Origin of the sequence: Streptomyces flavochromogenes, from assembly GCF_000717595.1 — a bacterium.
GTDB lineage: Bacteria > Actinomycetota > Actinomycetes > Streptomycetales > Streptomycetaceae > Streptomyces > Streptomyces flavochromogenes.
The window spans coordinates 271048-292839 of sequence record NZ_JNZO01000003.1; the positions used below are offsets into that span (position 1 = coordinate 271048).

A 21792-nucleotide genomic window follows, 5' to 3' on the forward strand; every position below is an offset into this window, starting at 1 on the left:
CAACGAAGCCCACACAGTGACGGGTCGCCGACGACCCGGAGATCCTCCGGATCATCTCGATCCGTCCCCGCGAGGCAGACCTCTGACCTCGCAAACCCCAGGTGAACCCACACCACCGCTCCGTATCGGTGGTGTCCGCATGTTGGAATGCGCTATCCACTTAGCGAGAAGCCAGCCATCATGTAACCTGCACGAAATTTCGCGGAGGGCCAACGTCGTCCCTCGGCAGCAGAGCTCCCCCAGACGTGGTCTGGGAGGTGCCCCCAGCCACGACGACGACGGGAGAGCCGATGCGTTCCGACGCCTGGTCGCCCATGGACGGTCGCCCTGCTCCGCAGGGGATGTACGACCCCCGTAACGAACACGACGCCTGCGGTGTCGGGTTCGTGGCCACCCTCACCGGTGTAGCCAGCCACGCGCTGGTCGAGCAGGCGCTGACCGTACTGCGCAACCTCGAGCACCGCGGCGCCACCGGCTCCGAGCCCGACTCCGGTGACGGCGCCGGCATCCTGCTCCAGGTCCCGGACGCCTTCCTCCGTGAGGTCGCCGGATTCGAGCTCCCCGAGACCGGCGCGTACGCCGTCGGCATCGCCTTCCTCCCCGAGGACGGCACCGACGAGACCGCCGCGAAGATCGAGGCGATCGCCGCCGAAGAGGGCCTCGACGTCCTCGGCTGGCGTGAGGTCCCCGTCGCCCCCGAGCTGCTCGGCGCCTCCGCCCGCTCCACCATGCCGGTCTTCCGCCAGCTCTTCGTCGCGGACTCGGCCGGCGACGCCACCGGCATCGCGCTCGACCGCAAGGCCTTCGTCCTGCGCAAGCGCGCCGAGCGCGAGGCCGCGACGTACTTCCCGTCGCTCTCCGCCCGCACCATCGTCTACAAGGGCATGCTGACCACCGGCCAGCTGGAGCCCTTCTTCCCGGACCTGTCGGACCGCCGCTGCGCCACCGCCGTGGCCCTGGTCCACTCCCGGTTCTCCACCAACACCTTCCCGAGCTGGCCGCTGGCCCACCCGTACCGCTTCGTCGCCCACAACGGTGAGATCAACACCGTCAAGGGCAACCGGAACTGGATGACCGCCCGCGAGGCCCAGCTCGAATCCGACGTCTTCGGCGAGGGCTCGCTGGACCGGATCTTCCCGATCTGCACCCCGGACGCCTCCGACTCGGCCTCCTTCGACGAGGTCCTGGAGCTGCTCCACCTCGGCGGCCGCTCCCTGCCCCACGCGGTCCTGATGATGGTCCCGGAGGCGTGGGAGAACCACGAGACGATGGACCCGGCCCGCCGCGCCTTCTACCAGTACCACTCCACGATGATGGAGCCCTGGGACGGCCCGGCCTGCGTCACCTTCACCGACGGCGTCCAGGTCGGCGCGGTCCTCGACCGCAACGGACTGCGCCCCGGCCGCTACTGGGTCACCGACGAGGGCCTCGTCGTCCTCTCCTCCGAGGTCGGCGTCCTCGACATCGACCCCGCCAAGGTCGTCCGCAAGGGCCGCCTCCAGCCCGGCAGGATGTTCCTCGTCGACACCGCCGAGCACCGCATCGTCGAGGACGACGAGATCAAGGCCGCCCTCGCCGCCGAGCACCCCTACGCGGAGTGGCTGGAGACCGGCGAGATCGAGCTCTCCGACCTCCCCGAGCGCGAGCACATCGTGCACACCCACGCCTCGGTCACCCGCCGCCAGCAGACCTTCGGCTACACCGAGGAAGAGCTCCGCGTCATCCTCGCGCCGATGGCCCGCACCGCCGGCGAGCCCCTCGGCTCCATGGGCACGGACTCGCCGATCGCGGCCCTGTCCGCCCGCCCGCGGCTGCTCTTCGACTACTTCACCCAGCTGTTCGCGCAGGTCACCAACCCGCCGCTCGACGCCATCCGCGAAGAGCTCGTGACCTCGCTGCGCTCCTCGCTCGGCCCCGGCAGCAACCTCCTCGAGCCCACCTCCTCGACGTGTCGCAGCGTCACGCTGCCCTTCCCGGTGATCGACAACGACGAGCTCGCCAAGCTCATCCACATCAACGCCGACGGCGACATGCCCGGCATGAAGGCCGCGACGCTCTCCGGCCTGTACCGGGTCTCCGGCGGCGGCGACGCCCTCGCCGCCCGACTCGACGCCATCTGCGCCGAGGCCGACACCGCCATCGAGGGCGGCGCCCGCCTCATCGTGCTCTCCGACCGGCACTCCGACGCCGAGCACGCGCCGATCCCCTCGCTGCTGCTCACCGCGGCCGTCCACCACCACCTCATCCGCACCAAGCAGCGCACCAAGGTGGGTCTGCTCGTCGAGGCCGGTGACGTCCGCGAGGTCCACCACGTCGCCCTGCTCATCGGCTACGGCGCCGCGGCGGTCAACCCGTACCTCGCCATGGAGTCCGTCGAGGACCTGGTCCGCGCCGGCACCTTCATCGAAGGCCTGGAGCCCGAGCAGGCCATCCGGAACCTGATCTACGCCCTCGGCAAGGGCGTCCTCAAGGTCATGTCCAAGATGGGCATCTCCACCGTCGCCTCCTACCGCGGCGCCCAGGTCTTCGAGGCCGTCGGCCTCGACGAGACCTTCGTCGCCACGTACTTCAACGGCACGGCCACCAAGATCGGCGGCGCCGGTCTCGACGTCGTCGCCAAGGAGGTCGCCGCCCGCCACGCCAAGGCGTACCCCGTCTCCGGCGTCCCCTCGGCGCACCGCCTCCTGGACATCGGCGGCGAGTACCAGTGGCGCCGCGAGGGCGAGCCGCACCTGTTCGACCCGGAGACCGTCTTCCGCCTGCAGCACGCCACGCGCAACAAGCGGTACGACATCTTCAAGCAGTACACGGACCGGGTGAACGAGCAGTCCGAGCGCCTGATGACGCTCCGCGGCCTCTTCGGCCTCACCTCCGACCGCCCCGCGATCTCGCTCGACGAGGTCGAGCCGGTCGCCGAGATCGTCAAGCGCTTCTCCACCGGCGCCATGTCGTACGGCTCCATCTCCCGCGAGGCCCACGAGACCCTCGCCATCGCCATGAACCAGCTGGGCGCCAAGTCCAACACCGGTGAGGGCGGCGAGGACCCGGACCGCCTCTACGACCCGGCCCGCCGCTCCGCGATCAAGCAGGTCGCCTCCGGCCGCTTCGGCGTCACCAGCGAGTACCTGGTCAACGCCGACGACATCCAGATCAAGATGGCCCAGGGCGCCAAGCCCGGCGAGGGCGGCCAGCTGCCCGGCCACAAGGTCTACCCGTGGGTCGCCAAGACGCGTCACTCGACGCCCGGCGTCGGCCTCATCTCGCCGCCGCCGCACCACGACATCTACTCCATCGAGGACCTGGCTCAGCTGATCCACGACCTCAAGAACGCCAACCCGGTCGCCCGCATCCACGTGAAGCTGGTCTCCGAGGTCGGCGTCGGCACGGTCGCCGCCGGTGTCTCCAAGGCCCACGCGGACGTCGTCCTCATCTCCGGCCACGACGGCGGAACCGGCGCCTCGCCGCTCACCTCGCTCAAGCACGCGGGCGGCCCCTGGGAGCTCGGCCTCGCCGAGACCCAGCAGACTCTGCTGCTCAACGGCCTGCGCGACCGGATCGTCGTCCAGACCGACGGCCAGCTCAAGACCGGCCGCGACGTCGTCATCGCCGCGCTGCTCGGCGCCGAGGAGTTCGGTTTCGCGACGGCGCCGCTCGTCGTCTCCGGCTGCGTCATGATGCGCGTCTGCCACCTGGACACCTGCCCGGTCGGCATCGCCACCCAGAACCCGGTCCTGCGCGACCGCTTCTCCGGCAAGGCCGAGTTCGTCGTCAACTTCTTCGAGTTCATCGCCGAAGAGGTCCGCGAGATCCTCGCCGAGCTGGGCTTCCGCACCCTCGAAGAGGCCGTCGGCCACGCCGAGATGCTCGACACCAGCCGCGCCGTCACCCACTGGAAGGCGCAGGGTCTCGACCTGGAGCCGCTCTTCTACGTGCCGGAGCTGCCCGAGGGCGCGGTCCGCCACGCCCTGATCGAGCAGGACCACGGTCTGGAGAAGGCCCTCGACAACGAGCTGATCCAGCTCGCCGCCGAGGCCCTGAACGCCGCCTCCGCCGAGGAGGCCCAGCCGGTCCGCGCCCAGGTCGCCATCCGCAACATCAACCGCACGGTCGGCACCATGCTCGGCCACCAGGTGACGAAGAAGTTCGGCGGCGCCGGCCTCCCGGCCGACACCATCGACATCACCTTCACCGGTTCCGCGGGCCAGTCGTTCGGCGCCTTCCTGCCGAGCGGTGTCACCCTCCGGCTGGAGGGCGACGCCAACGACTACGTCGGCAAGGGCCTCTCCGGCGGCCGTGTGATCGTCCGCCCCGACCGGGGCGCCGACCACCTCGCCGAGTACTCGACGATCGCGGGCAACACCATCGGGTACGGGGCGACCGGCGGCGAGCTGTTCCTCCGGGGCCGCACCGGCGAGCGCTTCTGCGTCCGCAACTCCGGCGCCCTGGTCGTCTCGGAAGGCGTGGGCGACCACGGCTGCGAGTACATGACCGGTGGTACGGCGGTCGTCCTCGGCGAGACCGGACGCAACTTCGCGGCCGGCATGTCGGGCGGTGTCGCCTACGTCGTCGACCTCGACCGGGACAACGTCAACTCCGGCAACCTGGGTGCGATCGAGAACCTGTCGGACACCGACAAGGCGTGGCTGCACGATGTCGTGCGCCGCCACCACGAGGAGACCGGCTCCACGGTCGCCGAGAAGCTCCTTGCCGACTGGGCCGTGAACGCGGACCGGTTCAGCAAGATCATCCCCACCACGTACAAGGCAGTGCTCGCCGCCAAGGACGCCGCTGAGCTCGCCGGTCTCTCCGAGGCCGAGACCACCGAGAAGATGATGGAGGCGGCGACCCATGGCTGACCCCAAGGGCTTCCTGACCACCGGTCGCGAGGTCGCCGAGACCCGCCCCGTGGGCGAGCGCGTCAGGGACTGGAACGAGGTCTACGTCCCCGGCTCCCTGCTGCCGATCATCAGCAAGCAGGCCGGCCGCTGCATGGACTGCGGCATCCCGTTCTGCCACAACGGCTGCCCCCTCGGGAACCTGATCCCCGAGTGGAACGACTACGCCTACCGTGAGGACTGGTCGGCGGCGCAGGAGCGCCTGCACGCCACCAACAACTTCCCGGAGTTCACCGGCCGCCTGTGCCCGGCGCCGTGCGAGTCCGCGTGTGTGCTCGGCATCAACCAGCCGGCCGTCACCATCAAGAACGTCGAAGTCTCCATCATCGACAAGGCCTGGGACGCGAACGACGTCAAGCCGCAGGTGCCCGAGCGCCTGTCCGGCAAGACCGCCGCCGTCATCGGCTCGGGCCCGGCGGGTCTCGCCGCCGCCCAGCAGCTGACCCGGGCCGGCCACACCGTGGTCGTGTACGAGCGCGCCGACCGCATCGGCGGCCTGCTGCGCTACGGCATCCCCGAGTTCAAGATGGAGAAGCGGCACATCAACCGCCGCATCGAGCAGATGCGCGCGGAGGGCACCAAGTTCCGCACCGGCATCGAGATCGGCCGCGACATGACGGCGACGGACCTGCGCAAGCGGTTCGACGCCGTGGTCATCGCCGCGGGCGCCACCACCGCCCGTGACCTGCCCGTTCCGGGCCGCGAGCTGTCCGGCATCCACCAGGCGATGGAGTACCTGCCGCTGGCGAACAAGGTCGTGGAGGGTGACTTCGTCGCCCCGCCGATCACCGCCGAGGGCAAGCACGTCGTCGTCATCGGCGGCGGCGACACCGGCGCCGACTGCGTCGGTACGGCCCACCGCCAGGGCGCGGCCTCGGTCACTCAGCTGGAGATCATGCCCCGACCGGGCGAGGAGCGGAACCCGGGTCAGCCCTGGCCGACCTTCCCCATGCTCTACAAGGTCACCTCCGCGCACGAGGAGGGCGGCGAGCGGGTCTACTCCGTCTCCACCACCCACTTCGAGGGGGACGAGGACGGCAACGTCCAGTTCCTCCACCTCGTCGAGGTCGAGTTCGTCGAGGGCAAGCTGACCCAGAAGCCGGGCACGGAGCGCAGGATCCCCGCTCAGCTGGTCACGCTCGCGATGGGCTTCACCGGCACGGACGTGGAGAACGGCCTGGTCGCCCAGTTTGGTCTGGACCTCGACGAGCGGGGTAACATCGCCCGAGACGCGGACTTCGCCACCAATGTCGATGGCGTGTACGTCGCCGGAGACGCCGGCCGCGGTCAGTCGCTCATCGTCTGGGCCATCGCCGAGGGCCGCTCGGCCGCCCGTGGCGTGGACCGCTACCTGACCGGCGCCAGCTCCCTGCCGGCCCCGATCCGCCCGACGGACCGTTCGCTGATGGTCTGATCCGACCGGATCACCCCGAGAACGTCCCGTACAACGACGTACGGAACTGAGCGCGGCGCCCCCCGAATGTCCCCGACCGGACGACTGGGTGGGCGCTGTCGCGCGTGCGGACGCACTGCCGGTCAGGTGATCGGGCCCGGGAAGATCCAGGTGACCAGGGAGGCGGCGGAGACCGCGAGGACGCCGACCAGGCCCATCCAGCGGGCGACGCCGGTCGTGCGTACGACGGACCTGGCCCGTTCCCTCTCGTACGTCAGCAGGTACTCCGCGTCGGTGAGGACCTTCTCGCCCGGCCGCTCGTGCACGGCCGAGACCATCATCCAGGAGGCCGCGAGGAGGAGCAGGAACGCACCGGCGAGCAGCCCGATCACCCACCACCTCGGGCCGGTGGTCATCCTGCTCAGGTTCTCCTGCCCCTTGAGCACGAAGACCACGGTGAGCAGCCCGGTGAGCGTGGTGAGGAAGTTCCGGTACCCCTCGGCCTGCTGGAGCGCCGCCCGCAGCCGCTCGGGCGGGCTCGCCATCGCCTGGCCTCGCAGGTCGGCCTTCCACAGTTCGTCGTCGCCGAATTCGCTCACAGGGACAGCCCCTGGGGCGGAAGCGCGATCCAGAACGAGGCCCCGCAGCCGTCCGGGACCTCGTCGGGCCGGTTCGTGTGCAAGGTCGCGCACTGACACCTGGCGGGCCTCGGCTCACCGGAGGCCACGAGTTCCCTCAGGGGCTTCGAGGGGCCCTTGGTCACGTACTGCACCGCCGTGATGACCTTCGTGGTCACGCACCGGCACCGGGGGCACTCCCCGGTGGCCTCCACGCCGTCGCCGTCGCCCCGCACCTGCCAGAGGAAGGTGGAGAGGGGCTGGGTGAGGGGGAAGGTCCTGCGCTGGTAGGGGACGGTGGAGCTCATGCCTGGGGTCCTCCGGGGTGGGAACGACGAGCGAGATTCGTCGGTACGTCGGCGCGGGGGCCGGGCGTCGGCGGTGAGGAGGTGCGCGCGCAGTGCCCGCCGCCTCCCGGCGTACGTCTCTTCGGGCGCGTACGTCGTCGAGCTCACCCGTACCCTCAACTCCCTGGCGCAGCACCCCTGGACGGACATGATTCCAGAACGTCACCGGGGAGAGGGCCGTCATCCGGGGACGGCCCTCAGCCACGCCGCCGCCCCGTCCAGCGCCGCGTCCGCCTCCGGCAGCACGCCCGCTCCGCCGAGGAAGCCGTGGAACACGCCCGTGTGCAGGTGGACCTCGGCCCGGACGCCCGCGGCGGAGAGGCGGCGGGCGTAGGCGAGGCCCTCGTCGCGCAGGGGGTCGCAGTCGGCGAGGACGAGGAGGGTGGGTGGGAGGCCCGCGACGTCGGGGGTCAGGCCGGGGGAGGCCGCCGACGGGTCGCCCCCGGGCGCCACGTACTGCTGCCAGTACCAGCGCATGTGCGCCGTCGTGTGGAAGTAGCCCTGAGCGAAGTCACGGGCCGACCGTCCCTCGAGCCGGTGGTCCAGGGCCGGGTGGACGAGGAGTTGGCCCGCCAGGGGCGGGCCGCCTCCGTCGCGGGCTCGGAGGGCGGCCGCCGCTGCCAGGTTCCCGCCGCTGCTGTCGCCGGCCAGGACCAGCGGCCGCCCCGGGTATCGGCCGGCCGCCCACTCCAGGGCCGTGCACACGTCGTCCTCGGCCGCCGGGAAGCGGTGCTCCGGGGCCCGCCGGTAGTCGACCGAGACGACGGTGGCGCCGGTACGGCCGGCGAGCGCGCGGCACGTGCGGTCGTGGGTGTCCAGGTCGCACAGGACCCAGCCGCCGCCGTGCGCGAAGACGACGACGAGGTCCTCCTGCCCCTCGTAGAGCCGTACGGGAACGCCGTTCGCCGAGGCGGACGCCGCCGGTGGTGTCCCGCCGAGGTGTGCGCGTGCCGCCGCCCTCAGCGCTTCCGGGCCCGCCTCCGGGCGCGGGAAGCCCGCGGACATCGCGTCGCAGAGCGCGCGGGCGGCCGGCGTGAGGGGGTCGGCGGGCCGGGCGCCGGTCGTCGTCATGAGGTGAGGCCTCCGTCGACCGTGAACTCGGCGCCCGTCACGTACGACGACGCCTCCGAGAGCAGGAACGCGACCAGCTCCCCGACCTCTTCCGGGCGGCCCATCCGGCCGAGTGGGACGTGCGACCAGTCCCTGTGCGCGACCGCCGTCGTCATGGGGGTGTCGACGGCGCCCGGGTGGACCGAGTTGACCCGGACGCCGTACGGGGCGAGGTCGCGTGCCGCCGCGCGGCTGAGGCCGCGCAGGCCGAACTTGCCGGCCCCGTACGCCGCGTGGCCGGGGACGCCGACGCGGCCCGCCGTGGACGACACGTTCACGACCGAGCCGCCGCCCGCCTCGCGGAGCGCGGGCAGCACCGCCTGGATGCCGAGAAACGGCCCCAACAGGTTGACCCTGAGGAGGAGTTCGAAGCTCTCGTACGTCTCCGATTCCACCGGGGCCGTCCGCCAGAGGGCTGCGTTGTTGACGAGCCCGTCGATCCCGCCGTACGTGGCGACCGCCGTGTCCGTCACCGTCCGCCAGTCGGCCGCCGACGTCACGTCGTGGCGGACGAAGACCGCCGCCCCGCCGAGCTCCGCCGCCACCGACCGGCCCTCCTCCTCCCGTACGTCGGTGAGGACCGCACGCGCCCCGGCCGCCACCAGGAGCCGGGCCTCCGCGGCGCCCTGGCCGCGCGCCGCGCCCGTCACGATCACGACCTTGCCGTCCAGGGCGCTCACGCGGCGGCGTCCAGGGCCCGGAAGTGCGGGATGACCTTCGTGCCCCACTGGCGGATGGTCTCCAGGCAGGCCTCCTGCGGCACGGTGCCCATCTGGATCAGGCACATCACCTCGTCGACGCCGATCTCCCGGAGCCGTTCGACGTACGCGATCGCCGTGGCGGCGTCCCCGTACGCGTGGTCGGTGTTGTAGGTGCCGGTGTCGACCGGCCGGGCGGGGACGTTCGCCTCGTGCAGCCGGGCGATCAGCTCGTCCCGCTCTCGGGCGAGGGCGCCGGCGTGGTCCTCGTCCTCCGCGTAACCGGTGGGCGCGGGCGCGCCGCCGTACCAGTGGGCGATCGATTCGGCGAAGAAGCGCTGGCCCCGGGTGCCGAGCCTGAGTGCGCGGTCGGCGTCGTCCAGGACGATGGTCGGGCAGAGGGCGGAGAAGTGGTCGTTGACCTCGGTGGAGACGAACCGCGACCCGTCCCGCGCGGCGAGGGCGTCGTCGTACACCGCGCGCATCGCGCGGACGTCGTCGGCGCCCGCGAACCCCATCACCAGGGCCCCGATGCCGAGTTCGGCCGCCCGCCGGAGGGAGGCGTGCTGCGAGCAGGCCATGAAGAGCGGCGGGTGCGGGTGCTGGACCGGGCGGGGCAGGATCGCGCCGGGGCCGATGTCGAGCGAGCCGTGCCACGCGAACTCCGGCGCGCGCCACGCGGCGGCGAGGATCCGCAGGGCCTCCTCGGTCTGCGGTCCGGTGTCCTCGGGGCGCACCCCGAACATCCGCATCTCCTGGCGGGTCGCACCGCGTCCGGCGCCGATGTCGACCCGGCCGCCGGAGAGCACGTCGAGCATGGCGGCGCGTTCGGCGACCCGGACGGGGTGCTGGTAGCCGAAGGGCATGGTGACCACGCCGTGGCCGACGCGGAGGGTGCGGGTGCGGGCGGCGACCCAGGTCAGGAAGATCTCGGACGCGCTCATGTGGGCGTACTGCGTGAGGGAGTGGTGTTCGACCGCCCAGATCCGGTCGAAGCCCATCTCCTCGGCGAGGACGGCCTGTTCGACGCAGTCGTGGATGACGCGGTGTTCGCGGGCGGGCGTCGGGTCTACGAGCTGTGCTTCGAAGATCATGGAGAACTTCACGGGGGAGCTCCTCCCGTTGACGGTGTGTCAGATATGCCTAATCGAAATACTTCTAGCAGGCATAGGTGAGGGAGGGAAGGGTCGTAGACTGCCGACCGTGGCGGACGAAGAGACCGTGCCGGCGCTTCCGGCGACGAGCTGGGCCGTGCTCGGACTGCTCTCCTTCGGGCGGGAGTTGTCCGGCTACGACCTCAAGAAGTGGTCGGACCGGTCGCTGGGGCTCTTCTACTGGAGCCCGTCGTTCAGCCAGATCTACAGCGAGCTCAAACGCCTGGAGAAGGCCGGATACACCGGCTCGCGTCTGGTCGCGCCGGAGGCCGGCGCGCGCGACAAGCGCGTCTACCGGATCACCGACGAGGGCCTCGCCGCCGTCCGGCTCTGGGCCCGCAGCGCGCCGCTCGACCCGCCGGTCCTCAAACACGGGCCGATGCTCCGGCTCTGGCTCGGCCATCTCCTCGAACCCGAGCGGACGCGGGAGATCCTCGCCGCGCACCGGGAGTACGCCGAGACCATGCGGCTGCGCGCCGAGGCCGACGCGGCGGACGCGTCGGCGGACGAGGCCTGGGCATACCCCCTGCTCACCCTGACCTGGGCCGAGCGGTACTACACCGCCGAGCGCGATCTGGCCGACGCCATGCTCGCGGACATCGAGCGGCTGGAGCGGCCGGAGCTTCCCGAGGGAGAGAACCCATGGCACTGAGTCTGCGCAAGGTCGAGGAGACCGCGCCCGCGCTGGTCAGTCTCTACAAGCAGGCGGGCGAGTCGCTGCGACGGCACGGGATCGACGGGCAGCGCGTCGCCGTCTACCTCGTCGTCGACTACTCGGGGTCGATGAAGCCGTACTACTCCCGCGGCGCCGTCCAGGCCCTGGCCGACCGGGTGCTGGGGCTCTCCGCGCAGCTCGACGACGACGGGCGGGTACCCGTCGTCTTCTTCTCCACCGACATCGACGCCGAGACCGAGATCCGGCTCGACGACCACGCCGGCCGGATCGACCGGATCGTCGCCGGGCTCGGGCACATGGGCAAGACCAGCTATCACCTGGCCATGGACGCCGTCATCGACCACTACCTCGACAGCGGCTCCACCGCGCCCGCGCTCGTCGTCTTCCAGACCGACGGCGGGCCGATCAACAAGCTCGCGGCCGAGCGGTACGTGTGCAAGGCGGCCCGGCTGCCGATCTTCTGGCAGTTCATCGGCTTCGGCGACCCGAGCAGCCGGCAGTTCGAGTTCCTGCGCCGGCTCGACGAGCTGGACGTGCCGGCGAAGAGGCCCGTCGACAACTCCGGGTTCTTCCACGCGGGTCAGGACCCGAGCAGGGTTCCGGACGCGGAGCTGTACGACAGGCTCGTCTCGGAGTTCCCGGTCTGGCTCGCGGCGGCGCGAAGGCAGGGCATCGTCCGGTCATGAACCGGCTCCCCGACCTCCGGGGCGCCCGTTCCTCCCCCGCCGCGCTCATGGCGGCGACCGGGGGCAGGGAACCGGCCACCGCCGACCGGGCGAGGGGGAATCCGATGGCCCCCGGTCCTGGCCGTGGGCGATCATGGCGCCCATGACTTCTCTGGTACGACACGTCACCATCGACTGCTCCGACGCCTACGCCCTCGCCGCCTTCTGGGCGAAGGTCCTGGACTCCAAGGTCTCCGACGACGACCAGCCGGGGGACGAGGAGGCGCTCGTCGAGACCCCCGGGGCCGGCCTCCTCTTCATCCAGGTCCCCGAGGCGAAGGCGGTCAAGAACCGCATCCACCTCGACCTCCAGCCGCAGGACCGCACCCGCGACGAGGAGATCGAGCGGCTGCTCGGCCTCGGCGCGACCCTCCTCGACGACCGCCGGAACCCGGACGGCACGGGCTGGGCGACCCTGGGCGACCCGGAGGGCAACGAGTTCTGCGTCGAGCGCAGCGCCGCGGAGCGCGCCGCCACCTCCTGATCCTGATCCTGAGACGTACGGAGTGATCCGGAGAGACGTACGGAGCAATCCGGACGGTAGGTGTCGGGTATCCGGTGTTTCCTGGATCCATGGGAGACACCGGAACCGGAACCACCTGGTCGGCCTTCGAGGCCGCCGAACCCGCATTCGCCGAGACCGTGCGCGAGCGCTTCGGGCAGTACACCCACCACGCCCTCGCGACCGTGCGCGAGGACGGCTCTCCGCGGCTCAGCGGCATCGAGGTGGGCTTCCGCTTCGGAGAGCTCTGGCTCGGCATGATGCCCGGCTCCCGCAAGGCCCGCGACCTGCGCCGCGACCCCCGGCTCACCCTCCTCGCCAACCTGGGCGCCGGCACCGGCATGGGCGGCGGGGACGTCCGTGTCTCCGGGCGGGCGGTCGAGATCACCGACCCGGAGACGGTCGCCCGGTACGTCGCCGACGCGGGCGAGCCCCAGCCGTTCCACCTCTTCCGGGTGGACCCGACCGAGGTCGTACGGACCTGGGTGGACGGCGACGAGCTGGTCGTCCGCACCTGGTCCGCCGGGCGCCCGGCCCGCACCTTCCGGCGCGGCAACGACGACAGCCCGCCCCGCCGGGTGTCGTGAGCCCGTTCGGCCGGGCGTCACGATCCGGTCAGGAGTACGCGCCGAGGACCGCCGCCCGGCAGGCGGCAGGGTCGCCCCAGGCGTCTCTCAGGGGGCGGGCCTTGCGGAGCCACAGAGACAGGGCCGGTTCCTCCGTGTAGCCGATCGCGCCGTGGATCTGGAGGGCGGTGCGCGCCGCCGTGTAACCGGCCTCGCCCGTGGTCACCTTGGCCGCGGCCAGGTCCCCGGGCGTCATCGTCACCGCCGCCCCGAACAGCAGGGGCCGCGCGAACTCCAGGGCCAGCAGGGTGTCCGCCAGGCGGTGCTTGACCGCCTGGAACGCGCCGATCGGGGTGCCGAACTGCGAGCGCTGCCGGGCGTACGCGACCGTCCGGTCGAGCAGCGCCAGGCCCACGCCCAGTGACTGCGCGGCCGTCGCCAGCATCGCCCAGCGCCGGGCCTGCCCGGCCGCGACGGCCACCGCGGGGCCCTTGGCGAGCAGCTCCCCGCCGGGTGCCGGGCGGGCGAGCCGCCGTGCGGGGTCGGCGGAGCCCCGGACCTGTCCATGACCGGGCGCCCGCCACAGTTCCTCCCCGCGCACGACGAGCACCGTGTCCGCCCGGTCGGCGTCCAGGGCGTACGGGACGGAGTGCCGTACGCCCTCCGCCCCGGCGATCGCCAGGGTCGCCGTCCGTTCGCCCGTCGCCAGGGCGGGCAGAAGGCGTTTCGCCGGGTCCGGGTCGCCCAGGCGCGCCAGTTCCCCGAGGAGTACCGTCGTCGCCACGGTCTCCACCACGGGGCCCGGCACCGCGTGACGGCCCAGTTCGACGAAGGCGTGCGCGAGTTCGACCGGGAGCAGGCCCGTTCCCTCGTACTCCTCCGGGACCGCGAGCGCGCACACCCCCGCTTCCGCGAGACGCCCCCACAGGGCCCGCCCCGGGCCGGGGTCGTCGCCCGCCCAGGCCCGTACGGCCGCCGGGGTGTCCGCGGCGGTGAGCATCGCGTCCAGGGAGCGGGCGAACGCGCGCTGTTCGCCGGTCGGCAGAAAAGTCATCAGCGGCGCCCCTTCGGCAGGCCGAGCAGCCGCTCGGCGATGATGTCGCGCTGGATCTCGTTGGTGCCCGCGTAGAGGGGGCCCGCGAGGGAGAAGACGTACCCCTCCGCCCACGCGCCGTCCGCGAGTTCGCCGTCCGGGCCCAGGAGGTCCAGCGCCGTCTCGTGGAGGGCCAGGTCGTACTCCGACCAGAAGACCTTGTTGAGGCTGGACTCGGCCCCCGACGGCGCCCCCGTCGTCAGCCGGGCCGCGGCGCCCGCCGTGAACAGCTGGTACGCCCGGGCCCCGATCACCGCGTCCGCCACCCGGTCCCGCAGTGCCGAGTCCGCCGGGTCGCCCTCCGTCCGCCAGAGCCGTACGAGCCGGTCGGCGGCGGCGAGGAAGCGGCCGGGGGAGCGGAGCATCAGTCCGCGCTCGTTGCCCGTCGTGGACATCGCGATGCGCCAGCCCTGGCCCGGCTCCCCGATCACGTCCTTGTCCGGCACGAACACGTCGTCGAGGAACAGCTCGGCGAAGGCGGGCTTGCCGTCGAGCCGGCCGATGGGCCGGACCGTCACCCCCGGTGCCCGCAGGTCGAACATGAGGTAGGTCAGGCCGCGGTGCGGCCGGTCCGCGTCGGGGTCGCTGCGGAAGATGCCGAAGGCCCGGTCGGCGAAGGCGGCCCGGGAGGACCAGGTCTTCTGCCCGGAGAGCAGCCAGCCGCCGTCCGTGCGGACCGCGCGGGAGGTGAGGGACGCCAGGTCGGAGCCGGCCTCGGGCTCCGACCAGGCCTGCGCCCAGATCGTCGCGCCGGTCGCCATCGACGGCAGTACGCGCGCGCGTTGTTCCGCCGTGCCGTGGTCGAGGAGGGTGGGCGCGAGGAGCTGGACGCCGTTCTGCGAGACCCGGCCGGGTGCCCCGGCCGCCCAGTACTCCTCCTCGAAGACCAGCCACCGGGCGAGGTCGACGCCCCGGCCTCCGTACTCCTCGGGCCACGAGACCACCGACCAGCGGGCGGCGGCCAGTTCGGCCTCCCAGGCGCGGTGGGCGGCGAAGCCCTCGGCCGTCTCCAGGGAGGGCAGCGGCTCGGCGGGGACATGGTCCCGCAGCCACTCCCGGGCCTCCGCCCGGAAGGCCTCCTCGGCCCGCGTGTACGAGAGATCCATCGGTCACCCCGCCCTCACCCGTTCCCTAACAAGTGTTTGGTAGGTTAACGTACGGCCATGAGCAGCGTCGAGGAGTTCCGGGCGGAGATACGGGGCTGGCTGAAGACCCACCTCAGCGGCTCCTTCGCCGCCCTCAAGGGACGTGGCGGGCCCGGCCGCGAGCACGAGGCCTTCGCCGAACGCCTCGCCTGGGAACGGCACCTGGCCGCCCACGGCTGGACCTGCGTCGGCTGGCCCGAGGAGTACGGCGGGCGCGGCGCGAGCATCGAGGAGCAGATCGCCTTCCACGAGGAGTACGCCCTCGCCGACGCTCCCGCCCGCGTCAACCACATCGGCGAACAGCTCCTCGGCCCCACCCTCATCGACCACGGCACCGAGGAGCAGAAGGCCCGCTTCCTGCCCCCGATCCGCGCCGTCGAGGAACTCTGGTGCCAGGGCTACAGCGAACCCGGCGCCGGCTCCGACCTCGCCGCCGTCCGCACCCGCGCCGCCCTGGAGGACGGCCGGTGGGTGGTGAACGGGCAGAAGATCTGGACCTCCCTCGCCCACGAATCCCAGTGGTGCTTCGTCCTGGCCCGCACGGAGCCGGGCTCACGGCGCCACGCCGGGCTCTCGTACCTCCTCGTCCCCCTCGACCGGCCCGGCGTCGAGATCCGGCCCATCGTCCAGCTCACCGGCACCAGCGAGTTCAACGAGGTGTTCTTCGACGGGGCCGTCACCGACGCCGCGAACGTCGTCGGCGCACCCGGCGACGGCTGGCGGATCGCCATGGCCACCCTCGGCTACGAACGAGGCGTCTCCACCCTCGGCCAGCAGGTCGGCTTCCGCCGCGAACTCGACGCCCTCGTCACCCTCGCCCGCCGCAACGGCGCCGCCGCCGACCCCGCCGTCCGCGACCGCCTCACCCGCGCCTGGACCGGCCTCGAAGCCATGCGCGCGGCCGCCCTGCACGGCACCGACCCCTCCGCCGCCAAGCTGTACTGGTCCCACTGGCACCGCGACCTCGGCGAACTCGCCCTGGAGGTCTGCGGCCCCGCCGCCACGCTGGCCGCCGGAGCCCCGTACGAACTCGACGACTGGCAGCGGCTGTTCCTCTTCTCCCGCGCCGACACCGTCTACGCCGGATCCAGCGAGATCCAGCGGAACATCATCGCCGAGCGGGTGCTCGGCCTCCCGAAGGAGCCGCGCCCGTGAGCCGTACCCCCGCGCCGCCCTACGTGAAGGGCCACGGACTCCTCGCCGGGCGCACCGCCGTGATCACCGCCGCCGCCGGAGCCGGCATCGGCGGCGCCACCGCCCGACGCTTCCTCGAGGAGGGCGCCCGCGTCCTCGTCAGCGACGCCCACACCCGCCGCCTCAAGGAGACCGAGACCGCGCTCGCCGCCGAGTTCGGCGCGGACGCGGTCGCCTCCCAGCCCTGCGACGTCACCGACGAGACCCAGGTCCAGGCGCTGTACGACACCGCCGTACGGCTCCACGGGCGCCTGGACATCACCGTCAACAACGCCGGCCTCGGCGGCACCGCGGAGCTCGCCGACATGACCGACGAGCAGTGGAACCGGGTCCTCGACGTCACCCTCGGCGGCACCTTCCGCTGCACCCGCGCCGCCCTCCGCCACTTCCGCGAAGCGGCCACCGGCGACGGCACGGGCGACGGCGGCGGCACGCGCACCGGCGGCGTCGTCGTCAACAACGCCTCCGTCATCGGCTGGCGCGCCCAGGCCGGCCAGGCCCACTACGCCGCCGCCAAGGCCGGCGTCATGGCCCTCACCCGCTGCGCGGCCGTCGAGGCCGCCGCGTACGGCGTGCGCGTCAACGCCGTCTCGCCGTCCCTCGCCATGCACCCCCACCTGGCCAAGGTCACCACCACCGAACTCCTCGACGAGCTGACCGCACGCGAGGCCTTCGGCCGCTACGCCGAGCCCTGGGAGATCGCCAACGTCATCGTCTTCCTCGCCGGCGACTACTCCTCCTACATGACCGGCGAGACGGTCTCCGTCAGCAGCCAGCACCCGTAGGGGGTGCCCCAGAATGGACGTGTGCCGAACACTCCCCAGAGCTCAAGCAAGAAGAAGACCCCGGTGAGCGGCGGGCCCGAGCGGCGCCGCGAACTCCTCGACACGGCGGCCGAGGTGTTCGCCGCCCAGGGGTACAACGCCACCACCGTCCGCAAGATCGCGGACGCCGCCGGCATGCTCGCCGGCAGCCTCTACTACCACTTCGACTCCAAGGAGTCGATGCTCGACGAGATCCTCTCCACCTTCCTCGACGAGCTGTGGGAGGGGTACGACGCCGTCCTCGACGCCGGACTCGGGCCCCGCGAGACCATCGAGGCCCTCGTCACCGAGTCCTTCCGCGAGATCGACCGGCACCGCGCCGCCGTCGCCATCTACCAGAAGGAGTCCCGGCACCTCACCGACCAGCCCCGCTTCCACTACCTCACCGACTCGCAGCGCCGGTTCGAGAAGGCCTGGCTCGGCACCCTGGAACGCGGGGTCGCCGCCGGAGTCTTCCGCGCCGACCTGGACGTCCGCCTGACCTACCGGTTCGTCCGCGACACCGTCTGGGTCGCCGCGTCCTGGTACCGGCCGGGCGGCCTGCACAGCCCCGAGGAGATCGCCCGCCAGTACCTTTCCATGGTCCTGGACGGAATCGCCGTACGCACGTAACGACGCACGGTCCCGGCACCGGCCCGTGCGTCCCACCCGACCCACCGGAGGAGTCGCCATGCCCGAGGCCTACATCGTCGAAGCGGTCCGCACGCCCGTGGGGCGCCGAGGGGGCGGACTCTCCGCCGTCCACCCCGCGGACCTCGGCGCCCACGCCCTGAAGGCCCTCGTCATCCGAGCGGGGATCGACCCGGCCGCCGTCGACGACGTCGTCCTCGGCTGCCTCGACACCGTCGGGCCGCAGGCCGGCGACATCGCCCGTACGGCCTGGCTGGCCGCGGGCCTCCCCGAGGAGGTCCCCGGGGTGACCGTCGACCGCCAGTGCGGCTCGTCCCAGCAGGCCGTGCACTTCGCCGCCCAGGCGGTGATGTCCGGCACCCAGGACCTCGTCGTCGCCGGCGGCGTACAGAACATGTCGATGATCCCCATCGCCTTCGCCTCCCGGCAGGCCGCCGAACCCCTCGGCCTCACCGGCGGCCCCTTCCACAGCAGCGAGGGCTGGCGCGCCCGGTACGGCGACGCGCCCGTCAACCAGTTCCACGGCGCCGAGCTGATCGCCGAGAAATGGCGGATCACCCGCCACGACCAGGAGGAATTCGCCCTCCGCTCGCACGAGCGGGCGCTCCGCGCGATCGACGACGGCCGCTTCGCGCGGGAGACCGTGGCGTACGGCGACGTCACCGTCGACGAGGGGCCGCGCCGCGACACCAGCGCGGAGAAGATGGCCGGGCTCCGGCCGGTCGTCGAGGGCGGCACCATCACCGCCGCGTGCTCCTCCCAGGTCTCCGACGGGGCGGCGGCCCTGCTCCTGGCGAGCGAGCGGGCCGTGCGGGAGCACGGGCTCACCCCCCGGGCCCGGATCCACCACCTCTCGGCGCGCGGCGAGGACCCCATCCGGATGCTGTCCGCGCCGATACCCGCGACCGCCCACGCGCTCAAGAAGACCGGCCTGACCATCGACGACATCGACCTCGTCGAGATCAACGAGGCCTTCGCGCCGGTCGTCCTCGCCTGGCTGAAGGAGACCGGCGCCGACCCGGCCCGGGTCAACGTCAACGGCGGCGCGATCGCCCTGGGCCACCCGCTCGGCGCGACCGGCGCGAAACTGATGACGACACTCCTCCACGAACTGGAACGCACCGGAGGCCGCTACGGCCTCCAGACCATGTGCGAGGGCGGCGGCCAGGCGAACGTCACGATCATCGAAAGGCTGTGAGCCGGCCACGAGGGTGGCCGGCTCAGGACAGGGGCCGTGTGCGAGGGCGGCGGTCGGCGCACGTCACGATCATCGAAAGGCCGTGACGATCACCGGGCGGCTGTGAGGTCGCCCACGTCACACCCTCCTGGTCAGGTCTGATCCGTCCGTGCATCGGTCGGGAGGGGCGGGAAGGTTCCGGGGCGCACTATTGTTCCGGTAGAGACATCCGGGGCTCGTACCGCGCGTTCCGGGAAAACAGCCGGGGCCCGTATCGCGTGTTCCGGGTAGAGCAGCCGGGGCCCGCACCGTGCAGGTGCGGGCCCTGGCTGTGCCGCGAGCACCGGCCAGAAAGGCACGCATGACCCGCTCCGAACGCTCCCACAAGCGCAGCCCCCGCACCGCCCAGGCGAAGTCCACGTCACAGCCGAAGGCCTCCCGCGGAGGGCGCCGCCCCTCCGCGCCCCCGCCGCCGAGCGAGTTCACCCCGCCGGAGACGGTGACGCCCGCCCTCCCCGCGGTGGCCGCCTTCGCCGACCTCGACATGCCCGAGGGCCTGCTGCGGACCCTGGGCGAGCAGGGCGTCACGGAGCCGTTCCCGATCCAGGCCGCGACCCTCCCGAACTCGCTGGCGGGCCGTGACGTGCTCGGCCGGGGACGTACCGGCTCGGGCAAGACCCTGGCGTTCGGACTCGCGATCCTGGCCCGCTCGGCCGGCCGCCGCGCCGAGCCGGGCGCGCCGCTCGCGCTCGTCCTGGTGCCCACCCGCGAGCTCGCCCAGCAGGTGACCGACGCGCTCACCCCGTACGCCTCCGCGCTGCGGCTGCGCATCACCACGGTCGTCGGCGGCATGTCGATCAGCCGGCAGTCGTCCGCGCTGCGGCGCGGCGCCGAGATCCTCATCGCCACGCCCGGCCGGCTCCACGACCTCATCGACCGCGGCGACTGCCGTCTCGACCAGGTCGCCGTCACCGTCCTCGACGAGGCCGACCAGATGGCCGACATGGGCTTCCTGCCGCAGGTCACCAAGCTCCTGAAGCAGGTCGAGCCGGGCGGGCAGCGCCTGCTGTTCTCGGCCACCCTCGACCGGAACGTCGACCGGCTGGTCAAGATGTTCCTCGACGACCCGGTCGTCCACTCCGTCGACCCGTCGGCCGGCGCGGTCACGACGATGGAGCACCACGTCCTGTACGTGATGGACGAGACCGACAAGAAGGCCGTCACGCTGAAGATCGCGGCCCGCGACGGCCGCACGATCCTCTTCCTGGACACCAAGCGGTCCGTGGACCGGCTGGTCAAGCGGCTTCTCGCCAACGGTGTACGGGCCTCCGGCCTGCACGGCGGCCGCTCGCAGCCGCAGCGCAACCGGACCCTGGACCAGTTCAAGAGCGGCCAGGTCACCACGCTCGTCGCCACGAACGTGGCCGCCCGAGGCATCCACGTCGACGACCTCGACATGGTCGTCAACGTCGACCCGCCGATGGACCACAAGGACTACCTGCACCGCGGCGGCCGCACCGCCCGCGCCGGTGAGTCCGGCAGCGTCTTCACCCTGGTGCTGCCCGAGCAGAAGCGCGACATGGGCCGTCTGATGTCGCACGCGGGCATCAACCCCCGCACGGCGCAGATCAAGTCCAGCGACGAGCAGCTCGCCGAGCTGACCGGCGCGCGGGAGCCCTCGGGCGTCCCGGTCGTCGTCGAGACCCCACAGCCGACCCAGCCGCGCAAGCCGGCCGGCTCCGGTGCCGCCGGTGGCCGTTCCTCCTCCGGCCGACGCCGCCGTCCCGCCGCGGCCGGCGGCACGGGCGGTACGGGCACGGGCGCGGGCCGTTCCGGAGCCACGGGCACGGCCTCGGGCCGCGCCACGGGCTCCTCGGGCCGTACGTCGGGCTCCGCGGGCCGCACCGCCGGCTCCGCCGGTGGCTCGGGCCGCGCGTCCGCCGGCGGCCGGGGCGCCGGCTCCGGCACGGGCGGCGGACGGGGTGCCGCCGCGGGGGCCGGTGCCGGTGCGGTTCGCGCCGGGCGTCAGGCCCCGGGCACCAGCCGTGCGCGCAGCGCCAGCAGCTCGCGGAACTCCAGGCCGAGGCCGTCCGACACGTAACGGAACACGCTCCCGTACGAGGAGCGCAGCTGCTCCAGGGCGGTGTCGAGGTACTCCGCCCGCACCTCCTGGAGCGGAATGATCAGGGCCGGGTTCTGCATGAGCCCGGCCTGTTTCAATCCCTCGCGCAGCCGCGCGTCGTACGCGGCACGGAAGGTGTTGGAGGCCAGGTAGTCCGCGCGGGCGAGGGAGTCGGGCACGCCGAGGAGCGTGAGCAGCAGCCAGCCGGTCCAGCCGGTGCGGTCCTTGCCCGAGGTGCAGTGCAGGAGCAGCGGCCCCCGGCGGGGGTCGGCCAGGTCCCGCAGGGTCGCCGCGAAGGCGGCCCGGTTCGCGGGATCGGTGACGAACGTCCGGTACACCTCGCGCATGAACGCGGCGGCCCGCCCGCCGCCGAGCATCTCCTCCTGCCGCACCGGGTCGCGCGAGCCGATCGCGGTGAGCAGCTGCCCGAACAGGCCGTTGTCGGTGACGGGCCGGGGGACCGGGACGGCGCCGGCCGGGAGCCGGTCGGCGCCGTCGTAGCCGACCTCCTGGGGGATCCGCAGGTCGACCACGGTGCCGAGGCCGAGCCCGGCGAGTGTGGTGACGTCCGCGTCGGTCAGCTTGGCGAGGTGGTCGCCCCGGTAGGCGAGGCCGTACCGGACCCGGCTCCCGTCGTACGTGGGGTAGCCGCCGAGGTCGCGGACGTTGACGGCGCCCTGGAGCGGGATCTGCCGGATCGGGGGCGCCTGCGGGGACCGGGGGCGGGCGATCGCCTCCGTGGGCAGGGCGCCGAGCAGGGCGGTGGCGCCGGTGGCGGTGAGCAGCGCGCGTCGAGACAGGTGCACGGCCGGACTCCTTTGCGGCTCAAGAGGGTTGAGGGTGGACGGTGCGGCGTGTGGGTGTGGGTCACACCTGCGGGTCACCCGGAGGCGCGGCGTGTGGGTCGCTCCTCCGGAGCTCCTC

Annotated in this window: 19 protein-coding genes; 11 read left to right on the forward strand and 8 right to left on the reverse strand. The window is 72.6% G+C overall.

Features of this window, described 5'->3' with window-relative positions; genetic code table 11:
* Positions 1 to 290: 290 nt before the first annotated feature.
* Together gltB and IF00_RS0105010 are read left to right on the forward strand one after the other, a co-directional pair.
* On the forward strand, positions 291 to 4856 hold the full coding sequence (gene gltB / locus IF00_RS0105005) for a glutamate synthase large subunit (RefSeq protein ID WP_030314629.1): 4566 nt from the start codon (positions 291 to 293) through the stop codon (positions 4854 to 4856).
* Entirely contained in the window at positions 4849 to 6309 is a 1461-nt protein-coding gene (locus IF00_RS0105010) for a glutamate synthase subunit beta (protein ID WP_030314630.1), read from the forward strand. Before gltB ends, IF00_RS0105010 begins: the two co-directional genes overlap by 8 nt.
* 122 nt (positions 6310 to 6431) lie before the next feature.
* Here IF00_RS0105010 and IF00_RS0105015 read toward each other — a convergent pair whose 3' ends face one another.
* The 5 genes from IF00_RS0105015 to IF00_RS0105035 form a co-directional block, all read right to left on the reverse strand.
* Positions 6432 to 6887 (reverse strand): hypothetical protein, encoded by a 456-nt coding sequence (locus IF00_RS0105015; RefSeq protein ID WP_037637512.1) that lies wholly within the window; start codon positions 6885 to 6887, stop codon positions 6432 to 6434.
* Positions 6884 to 7213 carry a hypothetical protein gene (locus IF00_RS45530; RefSeq protein ID WP_037637514.1) on the reverse strand — a complete coding sequence of 110 codons (330 nt, stop codon included), beginning with the start codon at positions 7211 to 7213 and terminating at the stop codon, positions 6884 to 6886. Before IF00_RS45530 ends, IF00_RS0105015 begins: the two co-directional genes overlap by 4 nt.
* Positions 7214 to 7432: 219 nt before the next feature.
* The gene (locus tag IF00_RS0105025) at positions 7433 to 8323 is read right to left on the reverse strand and encodes an alpha/beta hydrolase (protein WP_030314633.1); all 891 of its coding nucleotides are present in this window, start codon (positions 8321 to 8323) and stop codon (positions 7433 to 7435) included.
* Positions 8320 to 9042, reverse strand: a complete 723-nt coding sequence (locus IF00_RS0105030) for an SDR family NAD(P)-dependent oxidoreductase (RefSeq protein ID WP_030314635.1) — start codon at positions 9040 to 9042, stop codon at positions 8320 to 8322. The genes IF00_RS0105025 and IF00_RS0105030 overlap by 4 nt, the downstream gene beginning before the upstream one ends.
* Positions 9039 to 10166: an LLM class flavin-dependent oxidoreductase gene (locus tag IF00_RS0105035; protein ID WP_030314637.1), complete on the reverse strand. Its 1128-nt coding sequence runs from the start codon at positions 10164 to 10166 to the stop codon at positions 9039 to 9041. Before IF00_RS0105035 ends, IF00_RS0105030 begins: the two co-directional genes overlap by 4 nt.
* A 97-nt stretch (positions 10167 to 10263) precedes the next feature.
* On the opposite strand from IF00_RS0105035, the gene IF00_RS0105040 reads away from it, so the two are divergent.
* The 4 genes from IF00_RS0105040 to IF00_RS0105055 all read left to right on the forward strand — a co-directional run bounded on the left by IF00_RS0105040 (position 10264) and on the right by IF00_RS0105055 (position 12704).
* Positions 10264 to 10866, forward strand: coding sequence for a PadR family transcriptional regulator (locus tag IF00_RS0105040; RefSeq protein WP_037637518.1), 603 nt, complete (start codon positions 10264 to 10266; stop codon positions 10864 to 10866).
* The gene (locus IF00_RS0105045) at positions 10857 to 11576 is read left to right on the forward strand and encodes a vWA domain-containing protein (RefSeq protein WP_030314641.1); all 720 of its coding nucleotides are present in this window, start codon (positions 10857 to 10859) and stop codon (positions 11574 to 11576) included. Before IF00_RS0105040 ends, IF00_RS0105045 begins: the two co-directional genes overlap by 10 nt.
* Positions 11577 to 11718: 142 nt before the next feature.
* On the forward strand, positions 11719 to 12099 hold the full coding sequence (locus IF00_RS45535; protein WP_030314643.1) for a VOC family protein: 381 nt from the start codon (positions 11719 to 11721) through the stop codon (positions 12097 to 12099).
* 89 nt (positions 12100 to 12188) lie between these two features.
* Positions 12189 to 12704 (forward strand): pyridoxamine 5'-phosphate oxidase family protein, encoded by a 516-nt coding sequence (locus IF00_RS0105055; protein WP_030314645.1) that lies wholly within the window; start codon positions 12189 to 12191, stop codon positions 12702 to 12704.
* 28 nt (positions 12705 to 12732) lie between these two features.
* Here the strand turns inward: IF00_RS0105055 and IF00_RS0105060 are convergent, their stop codons facing one another.
* Positions 12733 to 13737: an acyl-CoA dehydrogenase family protein gene (locus tag IF00_RS0105060; protein ID WP_030314647.1), complete on the reverse strand. Its 1005-nt coding sequence runs from the start codon at positions 13735 to 13737 to the stop codon at positions 12733 to 12735.
* Complete coding sequence (locus tag IF00_RS0105065; protein WP_030314649.1) at positions 13737 to 14882, reverse strand: acyl-CoA dehydrogenase family protein; 1146 nt, start codon at positions 14880 to 14882, stop codon at positions 13737 to 13739. Before IF00_RS0105065 ends, IF00_RS0105060 begins: the two co-directional genes overlap by 1 nt.
* A gap of 57 nt (positions 14883 to 14939) precedes the next feature.
* Between IF00_RS0105065 and IF00_RS0105070 the strand changes: the two genes are divergently transcribed.
* The 5 genes from IF00_RS0105070 to IF00_RS0105090 all read left to right on the forward strand — a co-directional run bounded on the left by IF00_RS0105070 (position 14940) and on the right by IF00_RS0105090 (position 20847).
* The gene (locus tag IF00_RS0105070; RefSeq protein WP_030314655.1) at positions 14940 to 16076 is read left to right on the forward strand and encodes an acyl-CoA dehydrogenase family protein; all 1137 of its coding nucleotides are present in this window, start codon (positions 14940 to 14942) and stop codon (positions 16074 to 16076) included.
* Positions 16073 to 16900, forward strand: coding sequence for an SDR family oxidoreductase (locus tag IF00_RS0105075; RefSeq protein ID WP_030314657.1), 828 nt, complete (start codon positions 16073 to 16075; stop codon positions 16898 to 16900). The genes IF00_RS0105070 and IF00_RS0105075 overlap by 4 nt, the downstream gene beginning before the upstream one ends.
* Positions 16901 to 16921: 21 nt before the next feature.
* Positions 16922 to 17551, forward strand: coding sequence for a TetR/AcrR family transcriptional regulator (locus IF00_RS0105080; RefSeq protein WP_078944545.1), 630 nt, complete (start codon positions 16922 to 16924; stop codon positions 17549 to 17551).
* Positions 17552 to 17609: 58 nt separating this feature from the next.
* Complete coding sequence (locus IF00_RS0105085) at positions 17610 to 18767, forward strand: acetyl-CoA C-acetyltransferase (protein WP_030314661.1); 1158 nt, start codon at positions 17610 to 17612, stop codon at positions 18765 to 18767.
* A 340-nt stretch (positions 18768 to 19107) separates the two neighbouring features.
* Positions 19108 to 20847, forward strand: coding sequence for a DEAD/DEAH box helicase (locus tag IF00_RS0105090; RefSeq protein ID WP_030314662.1), 1740 nt, complete (start codon positions 19108 to 19110; stop codon positions 20845 to 20847).
* On the opposite strand, the gene IF00_RS0105095 is transcribed toward IF00_RS0105090, so the two are convergent.
* Positions 20772 to 21674, reverse strand: coding sequence for a tyrosine-protein phosphatase (locus IF00_RS0105095; protein ID WP_030314663.1), 903 nt, complete (start codon positions 21672 to 21674; stop codon positions 20772 to 20774). The two genes, IF00_RS0105090 and IF00_RS0105095, sit on opposite strands and share 76 nt — an antisense overlap.
* Positions 21675 to 21792 lie beyond the last annotated feature (118 nt).

Bases quoted from the DNA above. Each gene is read 5' to 3' on its own strand.
- IF00_RS45530 (WP_037637514.1), bottom strand. From the start codon at position 7,213: ATGAGCTCCACCGTCCCCTACCAGCGCAGGACCTTCCCCCTCACCCAG.
- gltB (WP_030314629.1), top strand. From the start codon at position 291: ATGCGTTCCGACGCCTGGTCGCCCATGGACGGTCGCCCTGCTCCGCAG.
- IF00_RS0105090 (WP_030314662.1), top strand. From the start codon at position 19,108: ATGACCCGCTCCGAACGCTCCCACAAGCGCAGCCCCCGCACCGCCCAG.
- IF00_RS45535 (WP_030314643.1), top strand. From the start codon at position 11,719: ATGACTTCTCTGGTACGACACGTCACCATCGACTGCTCCGACGCCTAC.
- IF00_RS0105060 (WP_030314647.1), bottom strand. From the start codon at position 13,737: ATGACTTTTCTGCCGACCGGCGAACAGCGCGCGTTCGCCCGCTCCCTG.
- IF00_RS0105025 (WP_030314633.1), bottom strand. From the start codon at position 8,323: ATGACGACGACCGGCGCCCGGCCCGCCGACCCCCTCACGCCGGCCGCC.
- IF00_RS0105070 (WP_030314655.1), top strand. From the start codon at position 14,940: ATGAGCAGCGTCGAGGAGTTCCGGGCGGAGATACGGGGCTGGCTGAAG.
- IF00_RS0105065 (WP_030314649.1), bottom strand. From the start codon at position 14,882: ATGGATCTCTCGTACACGCGGGCCGAGGAGGCCTTCCGGGCGGAGGCC.
- IF00_RS0105010 (WP_030314630.1), top strand. From the start codon at position 4,849: ATGGCTGACCCCAAGGGCTTCCTGACCACCGGTCGCGAGGTCGCCGAG.
- IF00_RS0105085 (WP_030314661.1), top strand. From the start codon at position 17,610: ATGCCCGAGGCCTACATCGTCGAAGCGGTCCGCACGCCCGTGGGGCGC.
- IF00_RS0105055 (WP_030314645.1), top strand. From the start codon at position 12,189: ATGGGAGACACCGGAACCGGAACCACCTGGTCGGCCTTCGAGGCCGCC.
- IF00_RS0105045 (WP_030314641.1), top strand. From the start codon at position 10,857: ATGGCACTGAGTCTGCGCAAGGTCGAGGAGACCGCGCCCGCGCTGGTC.